This window comes from Luedemannella flava, assembly GCF_039528515.1.
GTDB classification, from domain to species: domain Bacteria; phylum Actinomycetota; class Actinomycetes; order Mycobacteriales; family Micromonosporaceae; genus Luedemannella; species Luedemannella flava.
Map to the genome: position 1 here is coordinate 20391 of NZ_BAAALT010000149.1, position 22017 is coordinate 42407.

At 72.8% G+C, this 22017-nt stretch carries 27 protein-coding genes; 12 read left to right on the forward strand and 15 right to left on the reverse strand.

Features of this window, described 5'->3' with window-relative positions; translation table 11 throughout:
- The first annotated feature begins 33 nt into the window (after positions 1-33).
- Entirely contained in the window at positions 34-741 is a 708-nt protein-coding gene (locus ABD211_RS22055) for a TetR/AcrR family transcriptional regulator (protein WP_344135104.1), read from the forward strand.
- Here ABD211_RS22055 and ABD211_RS22060 read toward each other — a convergent pair.
- Positions 738-1703: a helix-turn-helix domain-containing protein gene (locus ABD211_RS22060; RefSeq protein ID WP_344135107.1), complete on the reverse strand. Its 966-nt coding sequence runs from the start codon at positions 1701-1703 to the stop codon at positions 738-740. The two genes, ABD211_RS22055 and ABD211_RS22060, sit on opposite strands and share 4 nt — an antisense overlap.
- Before the next feature lie 125 nt (positions 1704-1828).
- Between ABD211_RS22060 and ABD211_RS22065 the strand changes: the two genes are divergently transcribed.
- Together ABD211_RS22065 and ABD211_RS22070 are read left to right on the forward strand one after the other, a co-directional pair.
- Positions 1829-2623, forward strand: coding sequence for an alpha/beta hydrolase (locus ABD211_RS22065; RefSeq protein WP_344135110.1), 795 nt, complete (start codon positions 1829-1831; stop codon positions 2621-2623).
- Positions 2620-3411 (forward strand): MBL fold metallo-hydrolase, encoded by a 792-nt coding sequence (locus ABD211_RS22070; RefSeq protein WP_344135113.1) that lies wholly within the window; start codon positions 2620-2622, stop codon positions 3409-3411. The genes ABD211_RS22065 and ABD211_RS22070 overlap by 4 nt, the downstream gene beginning before the upstream one ends.
- Before the next feature lie 78 nt (positions 3412-3489).
- Here ABD211_RS22070 and ABD211_RS22075 read toward each other — a convergent pair whose 3' ends face one another.
- Complete coding sequence (locus ABD211_RS22075) at positions 3490-4227, reverse strand: class I SAM-dependent DNA methyltransferase (protein WP_344135116.1); 738 nt, start codon at positions 4225-4227, stop codon at positions 3490-3492.
- A 126-nt stretch (positions 4228-4353) separates the two neighbouring features.
- Here ABD211_RS22075 and ABD211_RS22080 point away from each other — a divergent pair, with 126 nt between their 5' ends.
- Both ABD211_RS22080 and ABD211_RS22085 read left to right on the forward strand, forming a co-directional pair.
- Entirely contained in the window at positions 4354-5340 is a 987-nt protein-coding gene (locus ABD211_RS22080; protein ID WP_344135119.1) for a hypothetical protein, read from the forward strand.
- Positions 5337-6605: an ABC transporter substrate-binding protein gene (locus ABD211_RS22085; RefSeq protein ID WP_344135122.1), complete on the forward strand. Its 1269-nt coding sequence runs from the start codon at positions 5337-5339 to the stop codon at positions 6603-6605. Before ABD211_RS22080 ends, ABD211_RS22085 begins: the two co-directional genes overlap by 4 nt.
- A gap of 4 nt (positions 6606-6609) precedes the next feature.
- On the opposite strand, the gene ABD211_RS22090 is transcribed toward ABD211_RS22085, so the two are convergent.
- From ABD211_RS22090 to ABD211_RS22110, 5 genes are read right to left on the reverse strand one after another with little or no spacing between them, the layout of a single operon-like run.
- Entirely contained in the window at positions 6610-6855 is a 246-nt protein-coding gene (locus ABD211_RS22090) for a hypothetical protein (protein ID WP_344135125.1), read from the reverse strand.
- Positions 6852-7259 carry a MerR family transcriptional regulator gene (locus tag ABD211_RS22095; protein WP_344135128.1) on the reverse strand — a complete coding sequence of 136 codons (408 nt, stop codon included), beginning with the start codon at positions 7257-7259 and terminating at the stop codon, positions 6852-6854. The genes ABD211_RS22090 and ABD211_RS22095 overlap by 4 nt, the downstream gene beginning before the upstream one ends.
- Complete coding sequence (locus ABD211_RS22100) at positions 7256-7579, reverse strand: hypothetical protein (protein ID WP_344135131.1); 324 nt, start codon at positions 7577-7579, stop codon at positions 7256-7258. The genes ABD211_RS22095 and ABD211_RS22100 overlap by 4 nt, the downstream gene beginning before the upstream one ends.
- Positions 7580-7629: 50 nt before the next feature.
- Positions 7630-8199 carry a mycothiol transferase gene (locus ABD211_RS22105; RefSeq protein WP_344135135.1) on the reverse strand — a complete coding sequence of 190 codons (570 nt, stop codon included), beginning with the start codon at positions 8197-8199 and terminating at the stop codon, positions 7630-7632.
- A gap of 16 nt (positions 8200-8215) precedes the next feature.
- Positions 8216-8503: a DUF1905 domain-containing protein gene (locus ABD211_RS22110; RefSeq protein WP_344135138.1), complete on the reverse strand. Its 288-nt coding sequence runs from the start codon at positions 8501-8503 to the stop codon at positions 8216-8218.
- Between the two features lie 39 nt (positions 8504-8542).
- On the opposite strand from ABD211_RS22110, the gene ABD211_RS22115 reads away from it, so the two are divergent.
- Entirely contained in the window at positions 8543-9526 is a 984-nt protein-coding gene (locus ABD211_RS22115; RefSeq protein WP_344135141.1) for an aldo/keto reductase, read from the forward strand.
- Positions 9523-9708, forward strand: coding sequence for a rhamnogalacturonan lyase family protein (locus ABD211_RS22120; protein ID WP_344135234.1), 186 nt, complete (start codon positions 9523-9525; stop codon positions 9706-9708). The genes ABD211_RS22115 and ABD211_RS22120 overlap by 4 nt, the downstream gene beginning before the upstream one ends.
- A 172-nt stretch (positions 9709-9880) precedes the next feature.
- Here the strand turns inward: ABD211_RS22120 and ABD211_RS22125 are convergent, their stop codons facing one another.
- Positions 9881-10411 carry a GrpB family protein gene (locus ABD211_RS22125; RefSeq protein ID WP_344135144.1) on the reverse strand — a complete coding sequence of 177 codons (531 nt, stop codon included), beginning with the start codon at positions 10409-10411 and terminating at the stop codon, positions 9881-9883.
- A 122-nt stretch (positions 10412-10533) separates the two neighbouring features.
- On the opposite strand from ABD211_RS22125, the gene ABD211_RS22130 reads away from it, so the two are divergent.
- Genes ABD211_RS22130 through ABD211_RS22145 form a run of 4 tightly spaced genes read left to right on the forward strand, consistent with a single transcriptional unit; the run spans position 10534 to position 13787 of the window.
- Positions 10534-11307 (forward strand): DsbA family protein, encoded by a 774-nt coding sequence (locus ABD211_RS22130; RefSeq protein WP_344135147.1) that lies wholly within the window; start codon positions 10534-10536, stop codon positions 11305-11307.
- The gene (locus tag ABD211_RS22135; protein WP_344135150.1) at positions 11307-11918 is read left to right on the forward strand and encodes a vitamin K epoxide reductase family protein; all 612 of its coding nucleotides are present in this window, start codon (positions 11307-11309) and stop codon (positions 11916-11918) included. Before ABD211_RS22130 ends, ABD211_RS22135 begins: the two co-directional genes overlap by 1 nt.
- Positions 11919-11961: 43 nt before the next feature.
- On the forward strand, positions 11962-12840 hold the full coding sequence (locus ABD211_RS22140; RefSeq protein ID WP_344135154.1) for an aminoglycoside phosphotransferase family protein: 879 nt from the start codon (positions 11962-11964) through the stop codon (positions 12838-12840).
- A complete protein-coding gene (locus tag ABD211_RS22145) occupies positions 12837-13787 on the forward strand; it encodes an aminoglycoside phosphotransferase family protein (protein WP_344135157.1) in 951 nt (316 codons plus the stop codon). The genes ABD211_RS22140 and ABD211_RS22145 overlap by 4 nt, the downstream gene beginning before the upstream one ends.
- Here ABD211_RS22145 and ABD211_RS22150 read toward each other — a convergent pair.
- Complete coding sequence (locus tag ABD211_RS22150) at positions 13720-14604, reverse strand: DMT family transporter (RefSeq protein WP_344135159.1); 885 nt, start codon at positions 14602-14604, stop codon at positions 13720-13722. The two genes, ABD211_RS22145 and ABD211_RS22150, sit on opposite strands and share 68 nt — an antisense overlap.
- A gap of 472 nt (positions 14605-15076) precedes the next feature.
- Between ABD211_RS22150 and ABD211_RS22155 the strand changes: the two genes are divergently transcribed.
- Entirely contained in the window at positions 15077-15997 is a 921-nt protein-coding gene (locus ABD211_RS22155) for a hypothetical protein (RefSeq protein WP_344135162.1), read from the forward strand.
- On the opposite strand, the gene ABD211_RS22160 is transcribed toward ABD211_RS22155, so the two are convergent.
- From ABD211_RS22160 to ABD211_RS22185, 6 genes are all read right to left on the reverse strand, one after another.
- Complete coding sequence (locus ABD211_RS22160) at positions 15983-16531, reverse strand: NUDIX domain-containing protein (protein WP_344135164.1); 549 nt, start codon at positions 16529-16531, stop codon at positions 15983-15985. The genes ABD211_RS22155 and ABD211_RS22160 overlap by 15 nt on opposite strands.
- Before the next feature lies 1 nt (position 16532).
- Positions 16533-17339, reverse strand: coding sequence for a sigma-70 family RNA polymerase sigma factor (locus ABD211_RS22165; RefSeq protein WP_344135167.1), 807 nt, complete (start codon positions 17337-17339; stop codon positions 16533-16535).
- A gap of 9 nt (positions 17340-17348) precedes the next feature.
- Positions 17349-18485 carry a DUF5925 domain-containing protein gene (locus tag ABD211_RS22170; protein ID WP_344135170.1) on the reverse strand — a complete coding sequence of 379 codons (1137 nt, stop codon included), beginning with the start codon at positions 18483-18485 and terminating at the stop codon, positions 17349-17351.
- Between the two features lie 115 nt (positions 18486-18600).
- Positions 18601-19818 (reverse strand): ATP-binding protein, encoded by a 1218-nt coding sequence (locus tag ABD211_RS22175; RefSeq protein ID WP_344135173.1) that lies wholly within the window; start codon positions 19816-19818, stop codon positions 18601-18603.
- Positions 19815-21020, reverse strand: a complete 1206-nt coding sequence (locus ABD211_RS22180) for a tetratricopeptide repeat protein (protein ID WP_344135176.1) — start codon at positions 21018-21020, stop codon at positions 19815-19817. The genes ABD211_RS22175 and ABD211_RS22180 overlap by 4 nt, the downstream gene beginning before the upstream one ends.
- Positions 21021-21071: 51 nt before the next feature.
- Positions 21072-21989, reverse strand: coding sequence for an EamA family transporter (locus ABD211_RS22185; RefSeq protein WP_344135179.1), 918 nt, complete (start codon positions 21987-21989; stop codon positions 21072-21074).
- Between the last annotated feature and the right edge of the window lie 28 nt (positions 21990-22017).

Here is a 22017-nt window from a genome sequence, read left to right on the forward strand (position 1 = left end):
AGAGCAGTGCTCTCGTTGTGTACGGTGTTCCGCATGGCCGGCATGGGGCTGCGTGAGCGCCGCAGGGAGGAACTGCTCGGTGAGCTGCGCGCGATCGCGCGCCGGCAGCTCACCGAGAACGGCGCGGCGGCCCTGTCACTGCGGGCGGTGGCGCGGGAGGCGGGCATCGCCGTCTCGGCGCTGTACCGCTACTTCCCCGACCGCGACGGGCTGCTCACCGACCTGCTCGTCCGCGCCTTCGACGAGCAGGCCGACGAGGTCGAGGCGGCCGGCGCCGCGGCGCCCGATCCCGCCGCCGCGTTCGCAGCCGGGATCCGCGCGTACCGCCGGTGGTCGGTGGCGCATCCGGTCGAGTTCGGGCTCGCCTACGGCACGCCGGTGCCCGGCTACCGCGCGCCGGCGGAGCAGACCGTCCGCGCCGGCACCCGGGTCGGCGACTACCTGACCACCGTGCTCGCCACGGCGTACGACCAGGGCCTGGTCGATCGCGACGCGGTGGAGCGACGGGCCGCGCGGCTGACCGCGCCGACGGCCGAGCAACTGACCGTGCTCCGCCAGCGGCGGGGGTACGGCGGCCCGGTCGCCCTGACGGCGTTGGCGATGGACGCGTTCGTGACGGTGCACGGCTTCGTCGTCATGGAGGTCTTCGGCCAGCTGCGCCCGATCACGCCGGACGCCGCCGCGTACTTCGACGAGGTCGTCGACGAGCGGCTGCGCGCCATCGGCTTCGACCGGGCCTAGCCGTTCGGTTCCGTTGAGGTCAGGCGCCGCCACTCCCGGGGAGTGAGGCCGTACCTGGTGCGGAACCGGCGCGCGAAGTGGGTCGCGTCGCTGAACCCCCACCGGCCGGCGACGGTGGCGATGGTGCGGTGCCGGCTGTCCGGCCAGGCGAGCTCCTCCCGGGCACCTTGCAGCCGCTCCTCGATGATCAGCTGTTCCAGGCTGAGGTCGGCGCGGGCGCAGACCTTGTACAGGTAGCGCAGCGAGACGTTGAGCGCGGCCGCGACCGCGGCCGGGCGCAGCCCGGGGTCGGCGAGGTGCTGGCGGACGTACGCGCGGGCCTGGGTCAGCAGGGTCTCGGCCAGCGCGGCCCGGGTGGCGCGCTCGCTGTCCGCGGCCGACACGAACAGCGCCCGGGCCAGGTCGATGCTCGCGGCGCCCAGGGCCGTCGCCGTGGGGTCGGCGCTGAGCCGGTCGGCGTCGCGGGCCAGGTGCGCGACGTGGCTGGTGACCAGGTCGTACAGCGGGCTGGCGCGCAGGTTGCCGGCCGCCCGGCGGACCAGGTCGACGGGCAGCCCGAGCTGGTCGAGCGGGATCTGCAGGCACCCGGCGGCCCCGTCGCCCGACCACGAGAAGTCGTACGGCGCGGACAGGTCGACGGCCATCAGCTCGCCGGGCGTGACGACCTGGTGCCGGTCCAGCTGCTCGTGCCGGCCGTCCGCCGCCTGCTGGACCGACAGGGCGACGACCGGCGCCGCCTCGTCCCGGGCCAGCCTCGGGGTGCGCAGCAGGCGGATCCCCGAGGAGCGGGTGGTGAAGACGTTGACCGCGCCGAGATCCCAGACGCCGATGCGGGTGCGCACGTCGCCGCGCGGGTTCTCATGGATCACGTACGCGGGCGCCGAGGCGAACATCATGGCGGAGTAGACCGCCTCCACCCGATCGCTGGCCGGGAGGTCAGCCGTGTCGAGGACGAACGCCATGGTGCCACTCCACTGTGCACTGTGAGCCGACAGCCGTGCACGCACAGCCGCCCCCGATGACCTTGGGGGCGGTTAGCGTCACCTCAGTCGTACCACGGGGGTATTTCACGGAGGGGTCTACATACATGAGCGCGCCCGACACGATCGTTCTGGTCCATGGCTTCTGGGTCACCCCGCGCAGCTGGGAACACTGGATCACCCACTACGAGTCACGCGGCTTCACGGTCATCGCGCCCGGGTACCCCGGCTTCGAGGTTGAGGTCGAGGCGCTCAACGCCGATCCGACGCCCATCGTCGAGCTGACCGTCCCGAAGATCATTGAGAAGTACACCGCGGCGATCAACGAGCTGTCCTCACCGCCGATCATCATCGGTCACTCGGCCGGTGGCGCGTTCACCCAGATCCTGCTCGACCACGGCCTCGGCGCCGCGGGCGTGGCGCTCAACTCCGCGCCCACCGAGGGCGTGCGGGTCGTGCCGCTGTCGCAGCTGAAGTCGACGCTGCCCGTCTTCAGGAGCCCCGCCAACCGGCACAAGGCCGTCGGCCTCTCCTTCGAGGAGTGGCAGTACGCCTTCACGAACACGTTCACCGAGGAGGAGGGACGCGCCCTGTACGAGCGCTACCACATCCCGGCCAGTGGCGCGATCGTGTGGGGCGGGGTGCTGGCCAACTTCCAGCCCGGCCACCAGGACACGTGGGTCAACTACGCCAACGACGACCGCGCCCCGCTGCTGTTCATCTCCGGGAGCGAGGATCACATCATGCCGCCCGCCGTGCAGAAGTCGAACGCGAAGCACTACACGTCCGACACAGTCACCGAACTCAGGGAGTACGAGGGCTACGCCCACCTCCTCCCCGCCCAGGAGGGCTGGCAGGAGATCGCCGACTACGCGCTCGACTGGGCGCTGAAGCACGCGTGACCAGCGTAAGGATCACGCACATCGGCGGGCCGACCGTTCTCATCGAGGTCGAGGGCTGGCGGCTGCTCACGGACCCGACGTTCGACCCACCCGGCCGCCGGTACGGGTTCGGGTGGGGGACGTCCTCGGTCAAGCTGGCCGGACCGTCCATGCCGGCCGGGGACGTGGGCCCCATCGACGCCGTGCTGCTCACCCACGACCACCACGGCGACAACCTGGACGAGGCCGGTCGGGCTTTGCTGCCGAAGGCGGGCACGGTGGTCACCACGGTCGCGGGGGCCGCCCGGCTGCGCGACAACGCGGTAGGCCTCGAGCCCTGGGAGTCGACGCAGCTGTCGCGGTCGGACCGGCCGACGATCGTGGTCACCGCCACGCCGTGCCGGCACGGGCCGCCGCTGAGCCGCGCCATCGTCGGCGACGCGATCGGCTTCGCCCTGGGCTGGCCCGGTCAGCAGCACGGCGTGCTGTGGATCTCCGGCGATACGGTGCTCTACGAGGGCGTCCGCGACGTCACCGCGCGCCTGCCGATCGGCACCGCCCTCGTGCACCTGGGCGGCGTCCGGTTCCCGGTCACGGGCCCGGTGCGGTACACGATGACCGCCCGTGACGCCGTGGACCTGTGCCTGCCGGCCCGGCCGCGCACCATCATCCCGGTGCACTACGAAGGCTGGAGGCACTTCAGCCAGTCGCGGGCGGCCGCCGAACGCGAGTTCGCCGCGGCGCCCGACGAGGTGCGCCGCCAGGTCCGCTGGCTGCCCATCGGCGCTCCGACGGACGTCGAGGTCTAAAACGATCTCCGTGGAAATCTTGGGACGAAACCCGCGGATATTCGCGGATTCCGTCCCAAGATTTAATCGAGTGATCGACTAGTCGCCGGGCGGAATGCGGTAGATCGAGACGTGTGAGCGTGATTCGGCGGTGAACTCGGCGCCGGACCAGTCGGCGTGCCGGGACTCCAGCTCGAAGCCCGCGAGCTGGCCCATGAGGTCGAGCTCGGCCGGCCAGATGTAGCGGTGCGGGCTGCGGAACAGCCGCGCCTGCTCGGTGTCGTCGAACCCGAGGTGGTGCGACACGACGTGCTGGTTGAGCACGTCGTACGTGTCGAGCGCGATGTACCCCGGGGACACCTGCCACACCGTGGCGTCCACGCCGGGCGGCAGTTTGCGCAGCTCGGGCACCCACAGCTCGATGACGAAGCGGCCGCCGGGGCGCAGGTGCCGGGCCGCGTTGCGGAAGCACTCGACCTGCTCGGCCTGCGTGAGCAGGTTCGAGATCGTGTTGTAGACCAGATAGACCAGGGAGTACTCGCCGGGGGCGAGCGTGGTGGCCATGTCGCCCCGGACGACGGGGATCGCGGTGTTCTTCGTCCGCAGCTGGTCGATCATCGGCTGCCACAACTCGATGCCCGTGACCGGGACGCCCCGCTCGGCGAGCGGGATGGCGACCCGGCCCGTGCCGACCGCGAACTCGAGCGCCGCGCCGTCGCCCGCGAGCGCGGCGAGGCGGTCGACGGTCGGCCCGAGGACCTCGGGGGCGAACATCCCCGTGCCCGGCGTGTCATAGCGCTGGGCGGTGGCTGCGTCCCAGACCTTCTCCTCCGGCATGCCGCCCACCCTGGTCGCCGGGAATGCGCGGTGTCCACCGAATAAAGAGCGGCCGGCCGGCGCGGCCCGCTACCCGGCGTCACGACTGATGGCGCCGGGTAGCGGGGGCAGGGCATCATGGTGACGGTGACCAATCCGGGGATCGTCACGACAACCTCGACGCCGCAACGGCTGCGACGCCTGCGGGTCGGGATCGTGTCCGCGCTGGTCCTCGCGCTCGTCGGCGCGGTGTCCACGTTCCTCGTCGCGCACTCCGCCGCCGTCTCGGTCCAGTCGGCGGTCGTGCCCGCGCAGGCGGCCATCGCCGACACGTGGAACCTGCTGCACCGGGTCGACGTCGCGCTCAGCACCTGCACGACCGACCCGGCGGCCCAGCGCGGCCGCACCGACTGCGCGGTCGTGCTCGCCAACGGGGAGTACCACGGCCAGATCGCCATCGCCGTGCAGAACCTGGCCGTGCTGGCCGGGCTCGCGGTCGGGGACAGGGCCGACCGGCAGGTCATCCAGGTCGTCCAGGGGCTGCTGATCGACCATCTCGGCCTGGTCGAGCAGGCGCACTTCCACCTCGGGCAGGGCCATGCCCTGCTCGCCGAGGCGTACCTGCGCTATGCCGGCAACCTCCTGCGCGGCTCCATCCACGACCAGCTCCTCGACTTCGTCGGGCGGATCGGCGCCGAACTGGCGCGGCAACGGCAGACCCACGACAACGCGCCGGCGCTGGCGCTGCTGTGGCTCGTCCCCCTGCTCGTCGCCGTCGGCCTGCTCCTCGGCGGCCAGGTCTGGCTGACGAAGCGGTTCAACCGCTGGCTCAACGTGCCGCTGGCGACAGCCTCCGTCGGCCTGGTCGCGCTCGGCGTCGTGGCCGCGCGGCCACTCTGGGCGGGCGCGGCGCTGGCCGAGTCGACCGACGGCGTGCGCGCGCTGCTCGACGCCGGCCTGCCGCCGTCCGCGCCGGCGCTCGGGCCGGACGACCACCTGGTCGCCGTGGCGGCGACCGCCGCCCGCTCCTTCAACCTGGAGTACGTCATGCCCGTGCTCGCGATCGTCTGCCTCGCGCTGGTCATCGTCGGCTTCCAGCGGCGGCTCGACGAGTACGGAACGAGGTCCGGGTGAGCCCGCGTCGCGCGATCGTGCTGCTGGTCGTGACCGCGCTGGCGCTCGCCGGGTGCGGCGCGATCGCCGGGGCGCGGGCGAAGGTGGCGATCCTGGCGTCGTGGGCCGTCGGCAGCGGCGAGGCCGAGCAGTTCACGCGGGTCGCGGCGGCCTTCGCCGCCGCGAACGGCTTCGACATCGACTACCAGGGGGTACGGGAGGTCAACTCGGTGCTCCGCGTCGAGCTGGCCAGCGGGTCGCCCCCGGACATCGCCATGCCGTCCAGCCCGGCCGTGCTGGCCGCCTACGCGGAGTCCGGCAAGCTCGTCCTCCTTGACGGCGACACCGCCCCTCGCGGTCAACTGCTCTTCGGTCGGCGCGACCCGGGGCGCGCGTACGGCGTGGTGCTCAAGACGAGCCTGAAGAGCATGGTGTGGCGCGACGCGTCGGCCACGTCGGCGCCGCCGAAGACCTGGGACGAGCTGGTCGCGCTCAGCCGGGCCCTGCGCGCCGGGCGCACCCCGTGGTGCGTGGCTGTGGAGAGCGGCGCACAGTCAGGCTGGCCGGGCACCGACTGGATCGAGGACATCCTGCTCCACCAGTCCGGGCCCACCGCCTACCAGGCGTGGGCCACGGGACAGCTGCCGTGGACGTCGCCGGAGGTCCGCTCGGCCTGGACCGCGTGGAGCCGCCTGCTCGCCGAGTCCGGCATGGCCTCCCCGGCCGCGGCCCGCAGGATGCTGCTGACCACGTGGAGCGATGCCGTCAAGGGCGCGTGCGCGATGGAGCACCAGGGCTCGTTCGCCCGCGACATCTGGCGCGGCGCGTCCCGCGACCCGTCGTTCTTCATGTTCCCGTCGTTCAGCGGCCCACCCGACGCGGGCGTGGCGGTGGGCGTGGACGTGGCGGGCCTCTTCACCGACAAGCCCGAAGCCCGGGCACTGCTCCGGCACCTGGCGTCCCGGTCCGGGCAGGAGGCGTGGATCCGGGAGGCGGGCGGCGGGTTCTTCTCGCCGCGCACCGACCTCGACCGCGCGGCGGTGTACGGCCCGCCGAGCGCCATCGAGCGGCAGATCGCCGACCACCTGGCCATCGCGACGCGCCGCTGCGTCGACGCGTCCGACTTCATGCCCGCCACCGTGGCGGACGCGTTCTCCGCCGCGGTCCTGGAGTTCCTGTCCGACCCGGACGCGGCCCGGATACCCGGGCTGTTGCGGGGCCTGGAACAGGTGCGGGCATCGGTGACGACGGGCTGGCTGGCCGACCCCTGCACCGCGCCGCGGTGAGTGTCTAGGCGGCGCAGGAGCAACCGCCGCCGCAGCCGCACGCGGGGCGCCGACGGGCCCACCACCAGGCCAGTCCGGTCAGTGCCGCGAGCCCGACCGCGACGCCCGGCAGCACCTGACCGAAGAAGGCCCACCCACCCCCGCCGACCACCCCGGCGGCCAGGAGGAGCGGCACGACGCAGCACAGCACACAGGCGACACCCGTGAGCCCGCCCAGGCCGCCCGGGAGCAGCCGCCGTAGCCGGCTCACCGCCGCGCCCCGTCGGCGATGGGGCAGCAGTCGGTCGTGGCGCAGACGGTGAGGTCGTCACAGCCCGCGTCCAGGGCGGCCCGCAGGCTGCCGGCGATGACGTGCAGGTCAGCGATCCGGGCCTCGATCTCGCCGAGCTTGACGGCCGCCCGCCGCTGCAGACTCGTGTCGCGGCGGCGCGTGCGGAGATCGACCAGGTCGGCGACCTCGTCGAGGGTGAACCCGAGCCGCTGCGCCGTCTTGATCACGCGGAGCAGGGTCACCGTCTCGGCCGGGTACATGCGGTGCCCGCCCGGGCTGCGGGCCGGCTCGGCGAGCAGCCCGCGGCGTTCGTAGTAGCGCAGGGTCTGCGGGTTCACGCCGGCGGCCTCGGCGAGTTCCCCGCTGCGCAGCGTGCCGGTCACGCGGCGGCCCGCGTCTGGAGCGCGTCGAGGACCGCGACGTGGGCGGCGGGCACCTCGACGTCCAGCCGGACCCGGTCCGCCGGCAGTCGCGTGACGGTGAAGGCGAAGAACGAGCAGCAGCGGGTCTCCCGCGCGGTCAGGTCGCGCGCGGTGGCGGCCAGGTCGGCACCCCCCGTCAGCGTGAGCCGCAGATGGGTGGGCGACAGGCGCTCGCCCTCGTGGGCGGCCGTCGCGAAGAGGGCGTCGAACTCGGCCAGCCGCAGCGGCCGCTCGGCCGTCGGCAGCGTGCAGGCCTCGGGTGCCCAGGCAGTTTCGGTCATGACCCAACGGTAGGGCGGTACCCGGGTACCAGATGCAAGTCCGCGGCTCGCTACGGCGTGAACTGGCCCGTTACGACGTGCCAGCCTGCCGGCGGGTCCTCGCCGGTGCGGCCGTCGACCGCCTCGCGGAGCAGGTCGGCGTGGCCGGTGTGGCGCCCGTACTCCTCGATCATGTCGCAGAGGAGGCGGCGCAGGTTGGCGCGGCGGCCGTCCGGCCACGCCAGGTGGACGCTCTGGTCGAGGCCGCCGTCGGCGAGGGCGGCGGCGAGCCGGGCGCGGGCGCGCGTCACGGCGCCGTCCCACAGCGCGTAGAGCTCCTCCGGGGTGTCGTCCGCGGCCGAGCGGAACACCCAGTCGTCGCCGTCGCGCCAGATGGTCTCCCACGGCTCGCCGATCGACGCCCCGCTGAGCTTGGTGGTGAAGGTGTAGTCCTCCACCAGGGCGAGGTGCTTGAGCAGGCCGCCGAGCGTAAGCGACGAGGCGCCGACGCGGGTGTTGAGCCCGGCGGCGTCCAGGTCGTCGGCCTTGAAGCGGAATGTCGTGCGCAGCCGGTTGAGCGCCGCGAGCAGGTGCTCGGTCTCGGTGCCGGCGGGCGGCGGCTCCCATGGGTGATCAGCCATGTCGCCCACCGTAGGCCTAGCCTCCGACTGTCAGCGACACCGTCGCGATGTCGCCGACATCCAGTTGTTCGGCCTTACGCACATTGGTGCGGATCGGGACGATGTAGCGTCCGTCCTTGGGCCACAGCGAGGTGGTCCAGGTCGTAGACCCGATCCGGGCGGTCACCGGGATCATGCCCCAGCCGTAGCTGACCAGCGACGACGCGGCCTCGATCTCGTGGCACCGGTCCTCGGGCACGGTGACGAAGTGCCACGGCGCGGGGCCCCGCCAGAACCAGATCTCGCCGCTGAACTCCAGGTCCATCGCGCCAGAATACGAGCGACGCGGGCTAGGTTGGGGATCATGCGTACTACGACACTGGGCGCCCACGGTCCGTCGGTGGGCGTCGTCGGGCTGGGCTGCATGGGCATGACCCACGCGTACGACCTGGACACCCCGCGCGACGACGCCACCTCGATCGCGGTCATCCACCAGGCCATCGACCTGGGCGTCACGCTCATCGACACGGCGGACGTGTACGGCCCGTACACCAACGAGGAGCTGGTGGGCCGCGCCCTGGCGGGCGGCTGGCGCGACCGCGCGGTGCTGGCCACCAAGGTCGGCCTCGTGTCCGGCCAGCGGCCGGCGGCGGGCACGGCCAACACCTCGCCCGGGGTCGGCCGTGACGGTCGGCCCGGGCACATCCGCGCGTCGATCGACGCGAGCCTGCGCCGCCTCGGCACCGACCACGTCGACCTCTACCAGCTGCACCGGGTCGACCCGGAGGTGCCGCTGGAGGAGACCTGGGGCGCCATGGCCGAGGTGGTGGCCGCCGGCAAGGCGCGCGCCATCGGCCTGTCCGAGGTGACGGTCGACGAGATCAGGCGGGCGCAGTCGGTGCACCCCGTCGCCTCGGTGCAGTCGGAGCTGTCGCTGTGGACCCGCGACCCGCTGGCCGAGGTGCTGCCGTACTGCGCCGGGAAGGGCATCGCGTTCCTGCCGTTCTCGCCGCTGGGCCGGGGGTTCCTCGCCGGGCGGTTCACGTCCGCCGACCAGCTGCAGGACAACGACTTCCGGCGCGGGCTGCCCCGCTTCCAGCAGGACACGTTGCGGGCCAACCTGGCCATCGTCGACCGGGTACGCGCGATCGCCGACCGGCTCGGCGCCAGCCCGGCGCGGGTCGCGCTCGCCTGGGTGCTGGCTCAGGGCGGGCACGTCATCCCGATCCCCGGCACCAAGACGCCGAAGTACCTGGTGGACAACGTCGGCGCGGCCGACCTCACGCTCGACGCGGCGGACCTGGCCGAGCTCGACACCCTGCCGGCGCCGGAGGGTGCCCGGTACTGACGTGTTTCGGTTATCGGGTCAGGACGCACACCGTCTGTGAGAGGTCATCGGGCACCCGTCCCCCTCAGTACCGCGCGGCGGTTGCCTGGCAGAACACGGCCTACAACCAGCCGCCGCATGCCGGGTTCTTCATCGGCAACGGCATGAGCACCCCCGTCCAGCCCGACATCCACGTCCGATGAACCTTCATCGGGTACGGCGCGCCGTCCCCGCACCCGATGGGCGACACAGAAGGCGGCGATCTTCGCGATAGGCGACGGGTGATTTGTCGGTTATCGAGGTGCCGAGAGTAAGCGTCCGCACCGCATTCGCGATCCCTTTGGGAGTCGCGGGCGCGGCGTGTTCTCGACGCGTTCAGCGATCATGGGTGTGGCCGAGTGTGCGGAGCCGGGCCTCGATGAAGGGGGCCTTGCCGGCCCGGTAGGCGGGCCGGTCGTCGCGGTGGGCGGCGGCGAGCTCCGTCTTCAGGCGGCCGTACTCGCGGGCGTCGTCCGAGTGGGTGCGCAGGTGGTCGCGGAAGGCGAGCAACGGCCGCCAGTCCGAGGTCTCCTCCCACACATGCAGGTGGTGCGTGCGCCAGGCGACCGAGGGAAAGCAGAACGACCGGCGGCGGCGCGCCCCGTCGCCGGGCTCGGGCGCGGGCACCCAGTCGATGCCGGACAGGGCGTCCGCGACGCCTGCCGTCGTGTCGTAGTCCGCGACGAGGGCCAGCATGTCGACGATCGGCTTGGCGGGCAGCCCGGGCACCGATGTGCTGCCGATGTGCTCGACCGGGCCGACGAGCAGCGGCCCGACGGCCGCCTCGACGCGTCGCCGCTGCCGCTCGAACAGGTCGGGCCACTCCGGGTCATACGGGACTATCTGCACGGGGTCGCGGCGCTCCATGCGACCAGGCTACGGAGGGGGACCTTCGGTCGTTCCGACTCGGGACCTTCTACCTGACGGATTCACGTTCGTCTCACGAAGACTGACAGCGACGCGACGGCTGCGGACGAGGAGACGAGACGATGGGTGTCCAAGCGCGGACCCGGGCCAAGGAGATACGCGAGGCGCGGGAGGCGGAGCGGCGCCGCGCCGCGAACCGTACGCGCATGATCTCCGTGGTCGGCGGGGTGATCATCCTCGGGCTGCTCGCCGCGATCGTGATCTCGCTGGTCAACGCCGCCCGCAAGGACCAGTCGACGGCGATCCCGACCCTCCCCGCGGGTCAGACGGCCGTCGCCCCGGCCAACACCACGCCGGGCGGGGCGATCGTACTCGGCCAGCCTTCGGCGCCGGTGCGCCTGGAGGTGTTCGTCGACTACATGTGCCCGTACTGCGGGAAGTTCGAGAAGGCCAACGCGGGCGAGCTGAACCGGCTCGTCGCCGACGGGACCGTCCGCCTGGAGCTGTACCCGTTGGCGTTCCTGGACCGGATGTCGGAGGGCAGCAAATACTCCACGCGGACCGCGAGCGCGGTCGCCGCCGTCGCCGACAAGGCGCCGGACAAGGTGCTGGCCTTCAACCAGGCGCTGTACGAGCACCAGCCCGCGGAGGGCACGACCGGCCTGTCCGACGAGGAGATCGCGTCCCTGGCGCGCGGGGTCGGGGTGCCGACCGAGGTGGTCCTCGACTTCCACGAGCGCCGCTTCGCGCCGTGGGTCACCGCCTCCACGGCCAAGGTCCTGGACGGCGGCGTCAGCGGCACGCCCACCGTGAAGATCAACGGAACGGTCTTCAAGGGCGACCTGTACACGGCCGGTCCGCTGACCGAGGCGATCCTCGCCGCCAAGGGCCAGTAGTGATCGCGGGCCTGCGCCGGATCCGGCACAGCAACGGCTGGATCTTCGGCACCATGCTGTTCTCGGCGTGCCTGAGCCTCATGGCGTCGTTCGTGCTCTCCGTAGACGCGCTCAGGCTCGCCGAGAACCCGGCCGCCAGCCTGTCCTGCAACATCAACCAGGTGATCAGCTGCGGCACCGTGGGCGCGTCGTGGCAGGCGCACCTGTTCGGGTTCCCCAACGCGTACCTGGGGCTCATCGCCGAGCCGGTGGTCATCACGATCGCCGTGGCTAGCCTGGGTGGGACGCGGTTCCCCCGCTGGTTCATGTTCGCCGCCCAGGTCGTCTACACCCTCGGCGTCATCTTCGCGTACTGGCTGTTCTACCAGTCGTTCGTCAACATCGGGGCGCTGTGCCCGTGGTGCCTGCTGGTCACGGTCTCCACGACGCTGGTGTTCGCGACCCTGACCCACGTGAACATCCGCGACGGCAACCTGTACCTGCCGCAGCGGCTCGGGTCGGCGCTCGCCAACGCGGTAAGAGCTGACCTCGACGCCGTCCTCGTGACCATCTGGCTGCTGATCCTCGCGCTCGCCGTGGTTCTCAAGTACGGCTCGGCGCTGTTCGCGTAATCGCGTCGACAGGCGCGCGGGCGAGCGCCTACGGTCGGCGGCGATGCACGAGAACGAGGTCCCTACCGACGCCGACCAGGTTCGCCGCCTGGTCGCCGCCCAGTTCCCGCAGTGGGCCGGGCTGCCCGTCACCCCGGTGACGCACACGGGCACCGACCACGCCCTCTACCGGCTCGGCGACGACCTCGTGGCCCGGCTGCCGCGCATCGACTGGGCGCTCGACCAGGTCGACAGCGACCAGCGGTGGCTGCCGCGGCTCGCGCCGCACCTGCCGCTGGCCGTGCCCGCCACCCTCGCGGTCGGCGAGCCGGGGGAGGGCTACCCGTGGCGCTGGTCCGTCGTGCCCTGGCTGCCCGGCGAGAACCCGACCAGCGACAATCTGGACATGGACGCCGCCGCCGTCGACCTGGCGCGCTTCGTCACCGCGCTGCACGCCGTCGACCCGATGGGCGGCCCGGTGAAAACCGGCACCTATCGGGGCGTTCCGCTCGCCGCCCGCGACGGGCTCACCCGGTCCGCCATCGAGGAGCTGGGCGACCGGATCGACGCGCCGCGGCTCACCGCCGCGTGGGAGCGGGCGCTGGCCGCCCCGGTCTGGGACGGTCCGCCGGTGTGGATCCACGGCGACCTGCAGGCCGGCAACCTCCTGGCGCACGAGCGGCGCCTGTCGGCCGTCATCGACTTCGGCGCGCTCGGCCTCGGCGACCCGGCCGTCGACCTGATGCCCGCCTGGAACCTCTTCTACGACCCGGCGGCGCGCGCGACGTTCCGCGCGGCCGCGGGCTACGACGACGCCGCGTGGGAGCGGTCGAAGGGCTGGGCGCTGTCGACCGCGCTGGTCGGGCTCCCGTACTACTGGGACACCGCGCCGGAGTTCATCGCCGAGGCGTGGCAGAAGATCGACGCGGTCCTGCGCGAATGAACGTTCCCGAGACGGTGCGCCGCACCGCGCAGAGCAGGGGGCCCGGCTGGCAGGCGTGGCTCGACGGCCTGCCGGGCGTGGTCGACGGGCTCGCGCGGGCCTGGTCGCTGACCGTCGGCGACGTGCTGGAGGGCGGCTCGTGGGCGCTCGTCGTGACCGTCCGGCGCGCCGACGGCACCGACGCCGTGCTCAAGCTCGCCCCGCCCGACGGCCTGCTCGCCGGCGAGGTCGCCACGCTGACGGCCGCCGACGGCCACGGCTACGCGCGCGTCCACGCCTACGACCCCGACCGCCGGGCCGTGCTGCTGGAGGCCCTCGGCCCGCCGATCCCGACCGACGGGCCGGAGCGTGTTCTCGACGTGTCGGCGGCGACCCTGCGCGCGGCCTGGCGCGCGCCGATCCTGGGCGAACCCGGCCCACACAAGGCCGCCCGCCTCATCGAGCTGATCGGGACGCTCTGGGCGGAGCTGGGCGAACCCTGCCCACGGCCGTTGATAGACCAATCCATCGGGTACGCCCGGCGGCGCCTCGACGCGGCGCCCACCGCGCCGCGGGTGTGGTGCCACGGCGATCCGCATCCGGCCAACCTGCTCGCCGTGCGCGCGCCCAGGCCGGGCGCCGGCAGCGGCTACGTCTTCGTCGACCCCGAGGGGTTCGCCTGCGAACCGGCGTACGACCTGGGTGTTGTTGTGCGCGACTGGGTGGGTGAGGTGCTCGCGGCGGGTGATCCGCGCGGCCTTCTGCGCTCCTACTGCGCGCGGCTCGCGGACGCGACCGGGGTGCCGGCGGCGGCGATCTGGGAGTGGGGGTTCGTCGAGCGGGTGTCCAGCGGGCTCTACCTGTTGAGCCTCGGGCACGCGGACGAGGGGCGCGGGTTCCTCAGGTCGGCGGAGCTGCTGCTGGCCGGCGCGGGAACAGGCCCAGGACCAGCGCGCAGCCCGCGATGATGATGGCGCCGCCGACGAGCTGGACGACCGACAGGTGCTCGCCGAGCCACAGCGCGCCCACCAGCACCGCGATCACCGTGACGACGAACTCGACGCTGATGGCGATCGTCGCGCCGGCCTCGGCGACGAGGCGGAAGTAGAGCACGTACGCCAGGGAGCTGCACAGGATGGCGAGCAGCGCGAGGTAGCCGTAGTCGAGGGGCGCCGGGCGGTCCGGCACCGGGACCACGACCAGCATGGGCAGCATGAACGCGCCGCCGAAGAAGAACGCGCCGATGGTCTGCTCCCACGACCCGACCGCCTTCAGGTGGCGGCTGGCCAGGTTGCTGCCGAGCGCCGCGCACGCCGCCCCGAACAGCGCGATACCGCAGCCGGCGAGAAATCGTGCGGATACCGGTACGGCGGGGAAGCCGACGAGCAGGATGATTCCGGCGAAGCCGGTGAGTAGGCCGATCCTGGCCGTCCTGCCGACGCGTTCGATGCCCCACAGCTGGCCGATGACCATCGAGAAGAGCGGGATGGTGCCGACGAAGATGGCCGTCATCGCGGTGCCGATGAGCGGGGTGGCGATCGACAGGCCGATCAGCTGGCCGGCCACGGTCGTGGCGCCGACCAGGGCCAACGGCTTCCAGGGGCCGAACCGCAGGCGTCGTCCCGTCGCCCACGCGAGCGCGGCGAGCACGCCGCTCGCGATCAGGGCGCGGAAGGCGATCGCCCCCACCCACCCGAACCCCTGCACCACTTTCAACAGCAGCAGGAACGACAGCCCCCAGATCAGGGCCATGCTGACATAGTCGAGAACCTGCCGGGGACGCATCGGGCGAGAATAACCCGATCTTGCGCCCCCACCACCTCCCCACCTGCCGCCGGTTGTCCCGCCTCCTGCCTCCTGCCGCCTGCCGTCCGCCGCCCCGCGCCCGCCGCCCACCGCCCCGCGCCCGCCGCCCACCGCCCACCGCCCACCACACCTGAGCGACAAATCGGATATGTCCACTGCTGTCTTCTGTTGCCTGTGGATTCGTGCGGGTGGCTGGCCCCCTTGGCGGCGGGAATCCCGCATGAATCCACTATGGATGATCGCCGCGCGATGGCGAGACGGGTTGTGGCGAGTTGTTTCAGGCGTTATGCGACCATCTGGTCGCCCGTCCGGACTTGCGATGGTGGTTGTCCAGTGTGGATGCGGGGTCAGGGCACCTCAATCCGCCCACAAATATACAGTGGACAGATCTAATTGCGTCATTTGTTTCTGTTGAGCCCTATTTATGCGAAGGGGTTGTACGCTCGGACCGGTGGATGGCGGGTCGCTGGCGGCGGCGCGGGACAGGGTCAGGCGGCATGAGGACGCTCTGCGGCGACGGGCGGCCATCGAGCGCCGGCTCGCTGAGGTCAGCCGCGAGCTGCCGCCGCTCGCCGACGCGGCGGCCGCGCGGCGGCGTGACGTCGACCGCCTGGGCCTGGCCGGCGTCGCCGCCCTGCTCGCCCGCCTCGCGGGCGGTTACCTGGCCAGGCGAACACGCGCGGTCGCGGTCGCCGAGGTGGCCGACCGGCTGTTGGCGGAGCGGCGGGCGCGGCGTCGGGAGCTGATCGCCGAGCGGGCGACCGTCGACCGCGAACTGGCCGGACTGCGCGACGTCTTCGTGGAGTACGAGCGGGCCGTCGCGGACGCCGAGCGGGACCTCGCCGGGGATCCGCGTGGCGCCGAGCTTGTCGCGCTCAACGACCAGGTCGCGGACCTGCGCGCCGTGCTGCACCGGTACGACCGGGCGCTGCGCGCGGGTCACGGCGCGTTGACCGCGCTGGACGCCGTGCTGTTGCCGTTGGGGCGGGCCGAGCTGCTGTCGAAGGTCGACCTGTTCGTCGGTGGCATCATCGACATCTGGGAGCACGAACAGCTCGCGGTGGCGAAGGCGGCCGCCTGGGCCGCGCAGCGGTCGCTCGACCACTTCGCCAGCGAGCTGGCCGACCTCGGCCGGCCCGCCGACCCGCCGCCCATGGGCACCATCAGCGCCCGGTGGTTCGTCGACATGTTCCTCGACGGCATCGTGGTCGACCTGGTCAAACACGCGCGGATCGAACGCGCCCAGGACCGGGTGGGCGCCGCGCGGCGGTGGGTCCTCGTCGGCACCACCCGGCTGGAGATCGACCGGAAGGCGGCCGCCCGGGACCTGGCGCGGCTCACGGCCGATCGCGACCGCCTACTCGCCGCGTAGGTCCGCCCGGTGGCGCTGGAACAGCGCGAGCGCGGCGAGCGACGAGCCGTCCTTGAACCGGCCCTCGGCCACCAGCCGCCACAGCTCGGCCTCGGCGAACCAGCGGCTCACCAGCCCGGTCTCCGTGTCGTCGAGGCTGGGCTCGCCGGCCGTCAGGTCCGTCGCGAGGACCACGTGGAAGCCCTGGGTCGAGAAGCCGTACCCCTGGAAGATGTGGCCGAGCACGGTGCACGTCGCGGCCCGCAGCCCGGTCTCCTCGGCCAGCTCGCCGACCGCCAGCTCCACGGGGTCCGCGTCGGGCCTGTCCTCCCAGGAACCCTGCGGAAACTCCCAGTACCGCCCCCGCACCGGGTAGCGGTACTGCTCCACCAGGTGGAAACCCCCGTCCGAGTACGGCATGACGAGCGCGAAGTCGGGCTTCTCGACGACCCCGTAGATGCCCTCGCGCCCGTCGGCGCTGACCGTCGCGTCCTCCCGGACGGTCATCCACCGGTTGCGGTAGACGACGGTGGAGCTGGTCGCGGCGAGTTCCACGTTAGTGCGCCAGCAGGTCAGGGTCGGTGCCCAGGCGGGTGCGCAGCGTGGCCAGCGCGCGGGCGCTGCGGGTGCGGACCACCTCTTCCCGGATGCCCAGCGCCTCGGCCGTCGCGGCGACCGACTGGTCCTCCCAGTAGCGCAGCACGACGATGGCCCGGTCGCGCGGCGGGAGCGTGCCCAGGGCGCTGAGCAGCGTGATCCGGGTTGCCGGTTCGGGCTCCTCGGCGATGCCGGGCGGCCAGGCGTTGGTGTCCGCCACCACCTCCGACGAGCGGCGCAGCCGCTTGTGGTCGAGCAGCAGGCGGAGCAGGACCGTGCGCGCGTACGGGTACCGGTCGTCGCCCGCGCGGCCCGTCCGGGCCCAGGTCAGGTAGATCTTGATGAGGGTGGCCTGGGTCAGGTCCTGAGCGAGGTGCCAGTCGCGGCACATCAGGTACGCCGCCTGCTCCAGGCGGTGCGCGCTCGCCTTCGCGAATGCCACGAAGTCCGCCTCGTCGTCGCGCTTCCCGCGTCGGGGAATCGCCTCGGGGCCTCCCTCACCAGGCAGGATGCCCTGGGTCGGGCGATCGTCGGGTTGATCGGGACGGCCGCGCCGCAGCAGCGGAGCGAGCGCCGGGACAACCGACAGCACCGCTTCGGTCAGCCTGGTCCGCCGCGCGCGGCGGCGCCCGCGGGCGGCATGGCCCGCCCGCAGGGCGTCGCCGGCGTGGTCGCGTGGTGGCGCCGGGTGCCTGCCCAGCTCCCGCCGCGCCAACTCGTGGAAGGCGTCGTTCACATCATCCATAGGGGTCGGCGCGGCGGTCATGAGACAGTTCTACAGGTACTGGCCACTGGGCAGCGGCTCGCGCTCCAGGTTCGTGTGCCCGTCGCGCAGCGCGTACAGCTCGGCGAGCGTCGCGCCGTCGACCGGCACGCCCGCCGACGTGCCCAGCCAGTCGCGGGCCTCGCCGAACGGCAGCGCCGGCACCTCGACGCGGGCCAGGCAGCGGCCCGGGCGCACGACGGCCGGGTGCAGCCGCGCCAGGTCCTCGTTGGTGGTGATCGCCACGAGCACCTTGCGCCCCTGCCCGAGCAGGCCGTCGGTGAGGTTGAGCAGCCGGGACAGGGCCTGGCCGGTGGCCATCTTCGCCTCGCCGCGGATCAGCTCGTCGCAGTCCTCCAGGAGCAGCAGCCGCCACTTCTCGTGCTTCTTGTCGGCGCACTGGCAGTCGCCGGTGCGGTCGAGCGCGACCTGCATCAGGTACGACGGGCTGTTGAACAGCGCCTCCGGGTCGAGCACGCAGTCGAACTGGCACCAGTCGCGCCACGCGTGCGCGAGCGCCCGCAGGACCGTGGTCTTGCCGGTGCCCGGCGGGCCGTGCAGCAGCATGAGCCGGCCGTGCACGCCGTCGCGGTCCAGCTCGAACAGCCGGTCCAGCCGGGTGGCCGCGGTCGTGGCGTAGTTGCCCCGGATGTCGTCCCACGTCGTCGTGGTGATCGGGCGCGGGTTGCGCGTCGGGCCGTGACCCGCCACGTACCAGAAGCCCATCGACACCGAGTCGTCCGCCGGCGGCGGCTCGGTCACGTCGTGGCCGGCCAGCCGCAGGATCTCGGAGCCGAGCTCCTCGGTGACGGCCGTGACGATCAGGGTGGCGTTCTTGGCCCGCGTCCAGCGCACGACGCGCAGCGTCCAGCCCTCGCCCACGGCGAGGACGGCGCGCTCGTCGTCGGTGACGGTCTCCCGCAGCACGGTCACGTCGGGCGGGAGCAGGCTCGCGTCCGCGCGGACGTTGCTCAGCTCGACGGTCTTCGCGAACGGCTGGTGGCCCGCCGCGAACGGGGCGAGCGCCAGGGCGTCGATGACATCACGGGGGGAGTCGGTGTCGTCCAGGGTCATGACAATGGGCAGCACCGACTCGGGCGCGGCGCCGTGGGCGCCGAGCTCAGGGGAGAACTGCCGGGGAGTACGCACGACATAGATGATCGGCGCAGGACGCCTTATCGGACAACGTATTTCGCGGGGGTCCTACCCTCGGCGACATGGCAGCGACGCCGGCGGTCGACGGAAAGAACCGTGGTGACGCTCCCTAGTGGAGCCTGTGCTGCTTGAGATAGGCGATCAGGTCGTCGTAGGCGCCGGCGTCGTTGCCGAACATGGCCACGTTGCGGGCGGACTTCAGCCACGGGCCGGTGGTCGCCCGCACCTCGCGCAGCGCCGCGTCGAAGTCCCGCTGCTCGATCATGCGGACCGTGCCGGAGACGATCGACTCGGCCATGGCGAACTCGGCCGCGCTCTCGCAGAGGTGGGCGAGGTCCGCGCCGGAGAACAGGTCGGTGGCCGCGACGATCCGGTCGAGGTCGATGCCGGCGATCGGCCGGTCGCGCAGGTGGTAGGTCAGGATCGCCGCGCGGGCGGGCGCGTCCGGCGGCACGACGAGCACCGTGCGGTCGAGCCGGCCCGGCCGGCGCAGCGCGGGGTCGATGTCCCAGGGCGCGTTGGTGGCGGCGAGCACGAACACGCCCTCGTTGGTGCCGTCGACGCCGTCCAGCTCGGCGAGGAGCTGGTTGGCGGTCGTGCGCATGCTGGTGGACTGCATGTGGCTGCGCTTGTGGCCGAGCGCGTCGATCTCGTCGATGAACAGCACGCACGGGGCGTTGCGCCGGGCCGCCTCGAAGATGCCGTGGAGGTTGCGCTCGGAGCTGCCGAGCCACATGTCGAGCACGTCGACGACGGACACGGAGATGAACCTCGCGCCCATCTCGCCCGCCACCGCGCGGGCCAGGAACGTCTTGCCGCAGCCGGGCGGGCCGTAGAGCAGCAGGCCGCCGCGCAGGCTCTTGCCGAACATCGCGCGCAGCTTCTCGTCCCGCAGCGGGGCGAGGAAGGCAAGCTCGAGCCGGCGCTTCACGGCGTCCATGCCGCCCACGTCGGCGAGCCGGACACCGGAGGTCTCGACGTCGACGATCCGGTCCTCGTCCCCGGCCACCGGGTCGGGCGTCGACCCGGCGGAGACGAACCGGGGCGGAACGGCGTCGGCGAACTGCGTCTCGAGCGACGCCCAGTCGACCTCGGCGGCCTTGGGAGGCTCGGCGGCCGGGGTCACGGCCGAGCTCAGGGCCCGGGTCATGAGCGCGACGGCCTGCGGATGGCGCGGGTCGTGCTGGAGCGCCACGCCCAGATGCGCCACCGCCTCCGCGTTGCGTCCGGCCGCCAGGAGCAGTTCGGCCAGGTGCAGGCGCAACGGCAGGTCATCGGGGCGCGCCTCGACCGCCTGGCCGATGCTGTCGATGAGGGGATCGCTCATGCTGGGCCATTATGCTGCTCGACCCCGGCGCCGGGTGCCCTGGTGACCTGGTCGTCGCGGGGCGTGGTGTCCGTGTCGTGCCAGGCGTCGCGCAGGCTGGCCCGGGTCTGACGCCACCACCGGCGCAGTTCGGCGACCCAGTCGCGTAGGTCGGCGCCGAACGCGGCGCGGATCTCGGGCTCGTCGTCCAGCCGGCCCCAGTAGTCGACGAGCTTCGCGGGCCACAGTCCGGCCGCGGCGACGACGGCGAGGGTCACGACCGGCCACCGGGGCGCGACTGCTGCGAACGTGGCGAGACACACGACGGTCAGCCCGGTGCACGCCAGGCCGCTGACGATCGCGCGGCGTCGCCACCGCGACACCGTCCGTAAGGCGTGCCACGGCGCCGGACCGGCAGCCGCGAAGATCCGGAGGACCATGGCGGTGGCCGCGAGCACGATGACCGTGCCGCCGATCCGCGCCCCGACAAGCACGGACGGCATCCCGACGTTCGTGGCGATCAGCACGAGCAGGGCGGCCGGCGCCAGCCACCAGCGCAGCCCGAACGCGCCGGCCTCCAGCGGCCACAGCAGGTAGCCGGGGCGCTCGGTCGGTTGCTCGCCGGCGACCTCGGTGAGGGCGCGCACCGAGCGCCGCACGCGCCACCGCTTCGCGTCGATCATCGCGAGCAGCCAGCGGCCCTGCGCGTTGGTGGGGGACAGCTCCAGCCCACGTCGCGCGGCGCGTTCGGCCTCGGCCAGGCGGCGCGCGTTCCACTCCACGCCGGCCAGCACGAAGTGGCCCTGGGCGTGCCGCGGGTCCAACGCGATGGCGGACTCCGCGACGCGGCGGGCCTCGTCGTGCTGGTCGCGGTCGGACAGCGCCCGGGCGAGCAGCAACTGCTCGCGCGGGCGCTGCGGCGCGAGGCGCACCGCCTCCCGGGCCGAGTCCAGCGCGTGCCGGAAGCGGCCCAGCTCGAGCAGGGCCTCGCCGCGCTGCAGGTGCGGCTCGGGGTCGTCCGGCGCGATGGCGATGGCCTCGTCGGCGACCCGCCGGGCCTCGCGGTAGCGGCCGAGCTGACGCAGCACATAGGACAGCAGGGCGAGCGTGTGCGCGTCGGCGGGTCGGGCGGCGAGCACCTCCCGCAGCAGCCGCTCGGCGTCGGCGTTGCGGCCGATCTCGGCGAAGTTGCGGGCGTGGACCAGCCTCGGGTCGGCGGGCATCAGCGGGTGCGCCGCGCGACCAGGATCAACATCGCGACAGCATATCCGTACTCATTGCGGTTGAAGTTCTGGTTTTGTTACGCGGAGCCGCACCGCCCCGGCCAGCACGCCGCCCACGACCAGCAGGCCGCCCACGACATCGGTGGCGTGGACCGGTTCGCCGAGCAACAGCGCGGTCGACGCCACCCCGAAGAACGGCACGAACATGGAGAACGGCGCGACCGCCGAGGCGCCGTAGCGGCGGATCAGCGCGCCCCACGCCGCGAACCCGGCGAGCGTGGAGATCCCCGCGATGTAGAGCAGCGCGCCCGCGCCGGTCCAGTCGATGCCGCGCAGCGCCGCCAGGTCCGCGGCCGGACCCTCGGTGAGCAGCGACAACGCCAGCAACGGCAGGGGTGCGGTGGCGCTGACCCAGACCATGAACGCCAGCGTGTCCGGCGGCGCCGCGCGGCGCATCGCGACGTTGGCCACGCCCCAGCACACCGCCGCGCCCAGCACCATGGCGAACGCCCCCGCCGGCCGGTCGGGCCCCAACCGGACCGCGACCACCGCGATGCCCGCGGTGGCCACCCCGAGCCCCGCGACCTGCCGCCGCGTCGGCCGTTCCCCCAGCAGGAGTACGGCGAAGAGCACGGTGAAGATCGCCTGACTCTGCAGGACCACGGACGACAGCCCGGCCGGCATGCCCGCGTCGATGCCGAGGAAGAGCAGCGAGAACTTCGTCACCGCGAGCGATGCCCCGACGGCGAACACCCACCGCCACGGCACCCCAGGCGACCCCACGAGCAGCACGGCCGGGAACGCGGCGAGCGCGAACCGCAGCGCGGAGAACAGCAGCGGCGGGAACTCGTCCAGACCGACGTCGATGATGACGAAGTTGAATCCCCACGCGGCGGCGACCGCGACGGCGAGGGCGATGTGCCTTGGTCTCATGCCGACGCTGATGATTCGCTCGCTTCGCTCGTTCATGCCGTCACTGTGTGACCGGCGATCGTTA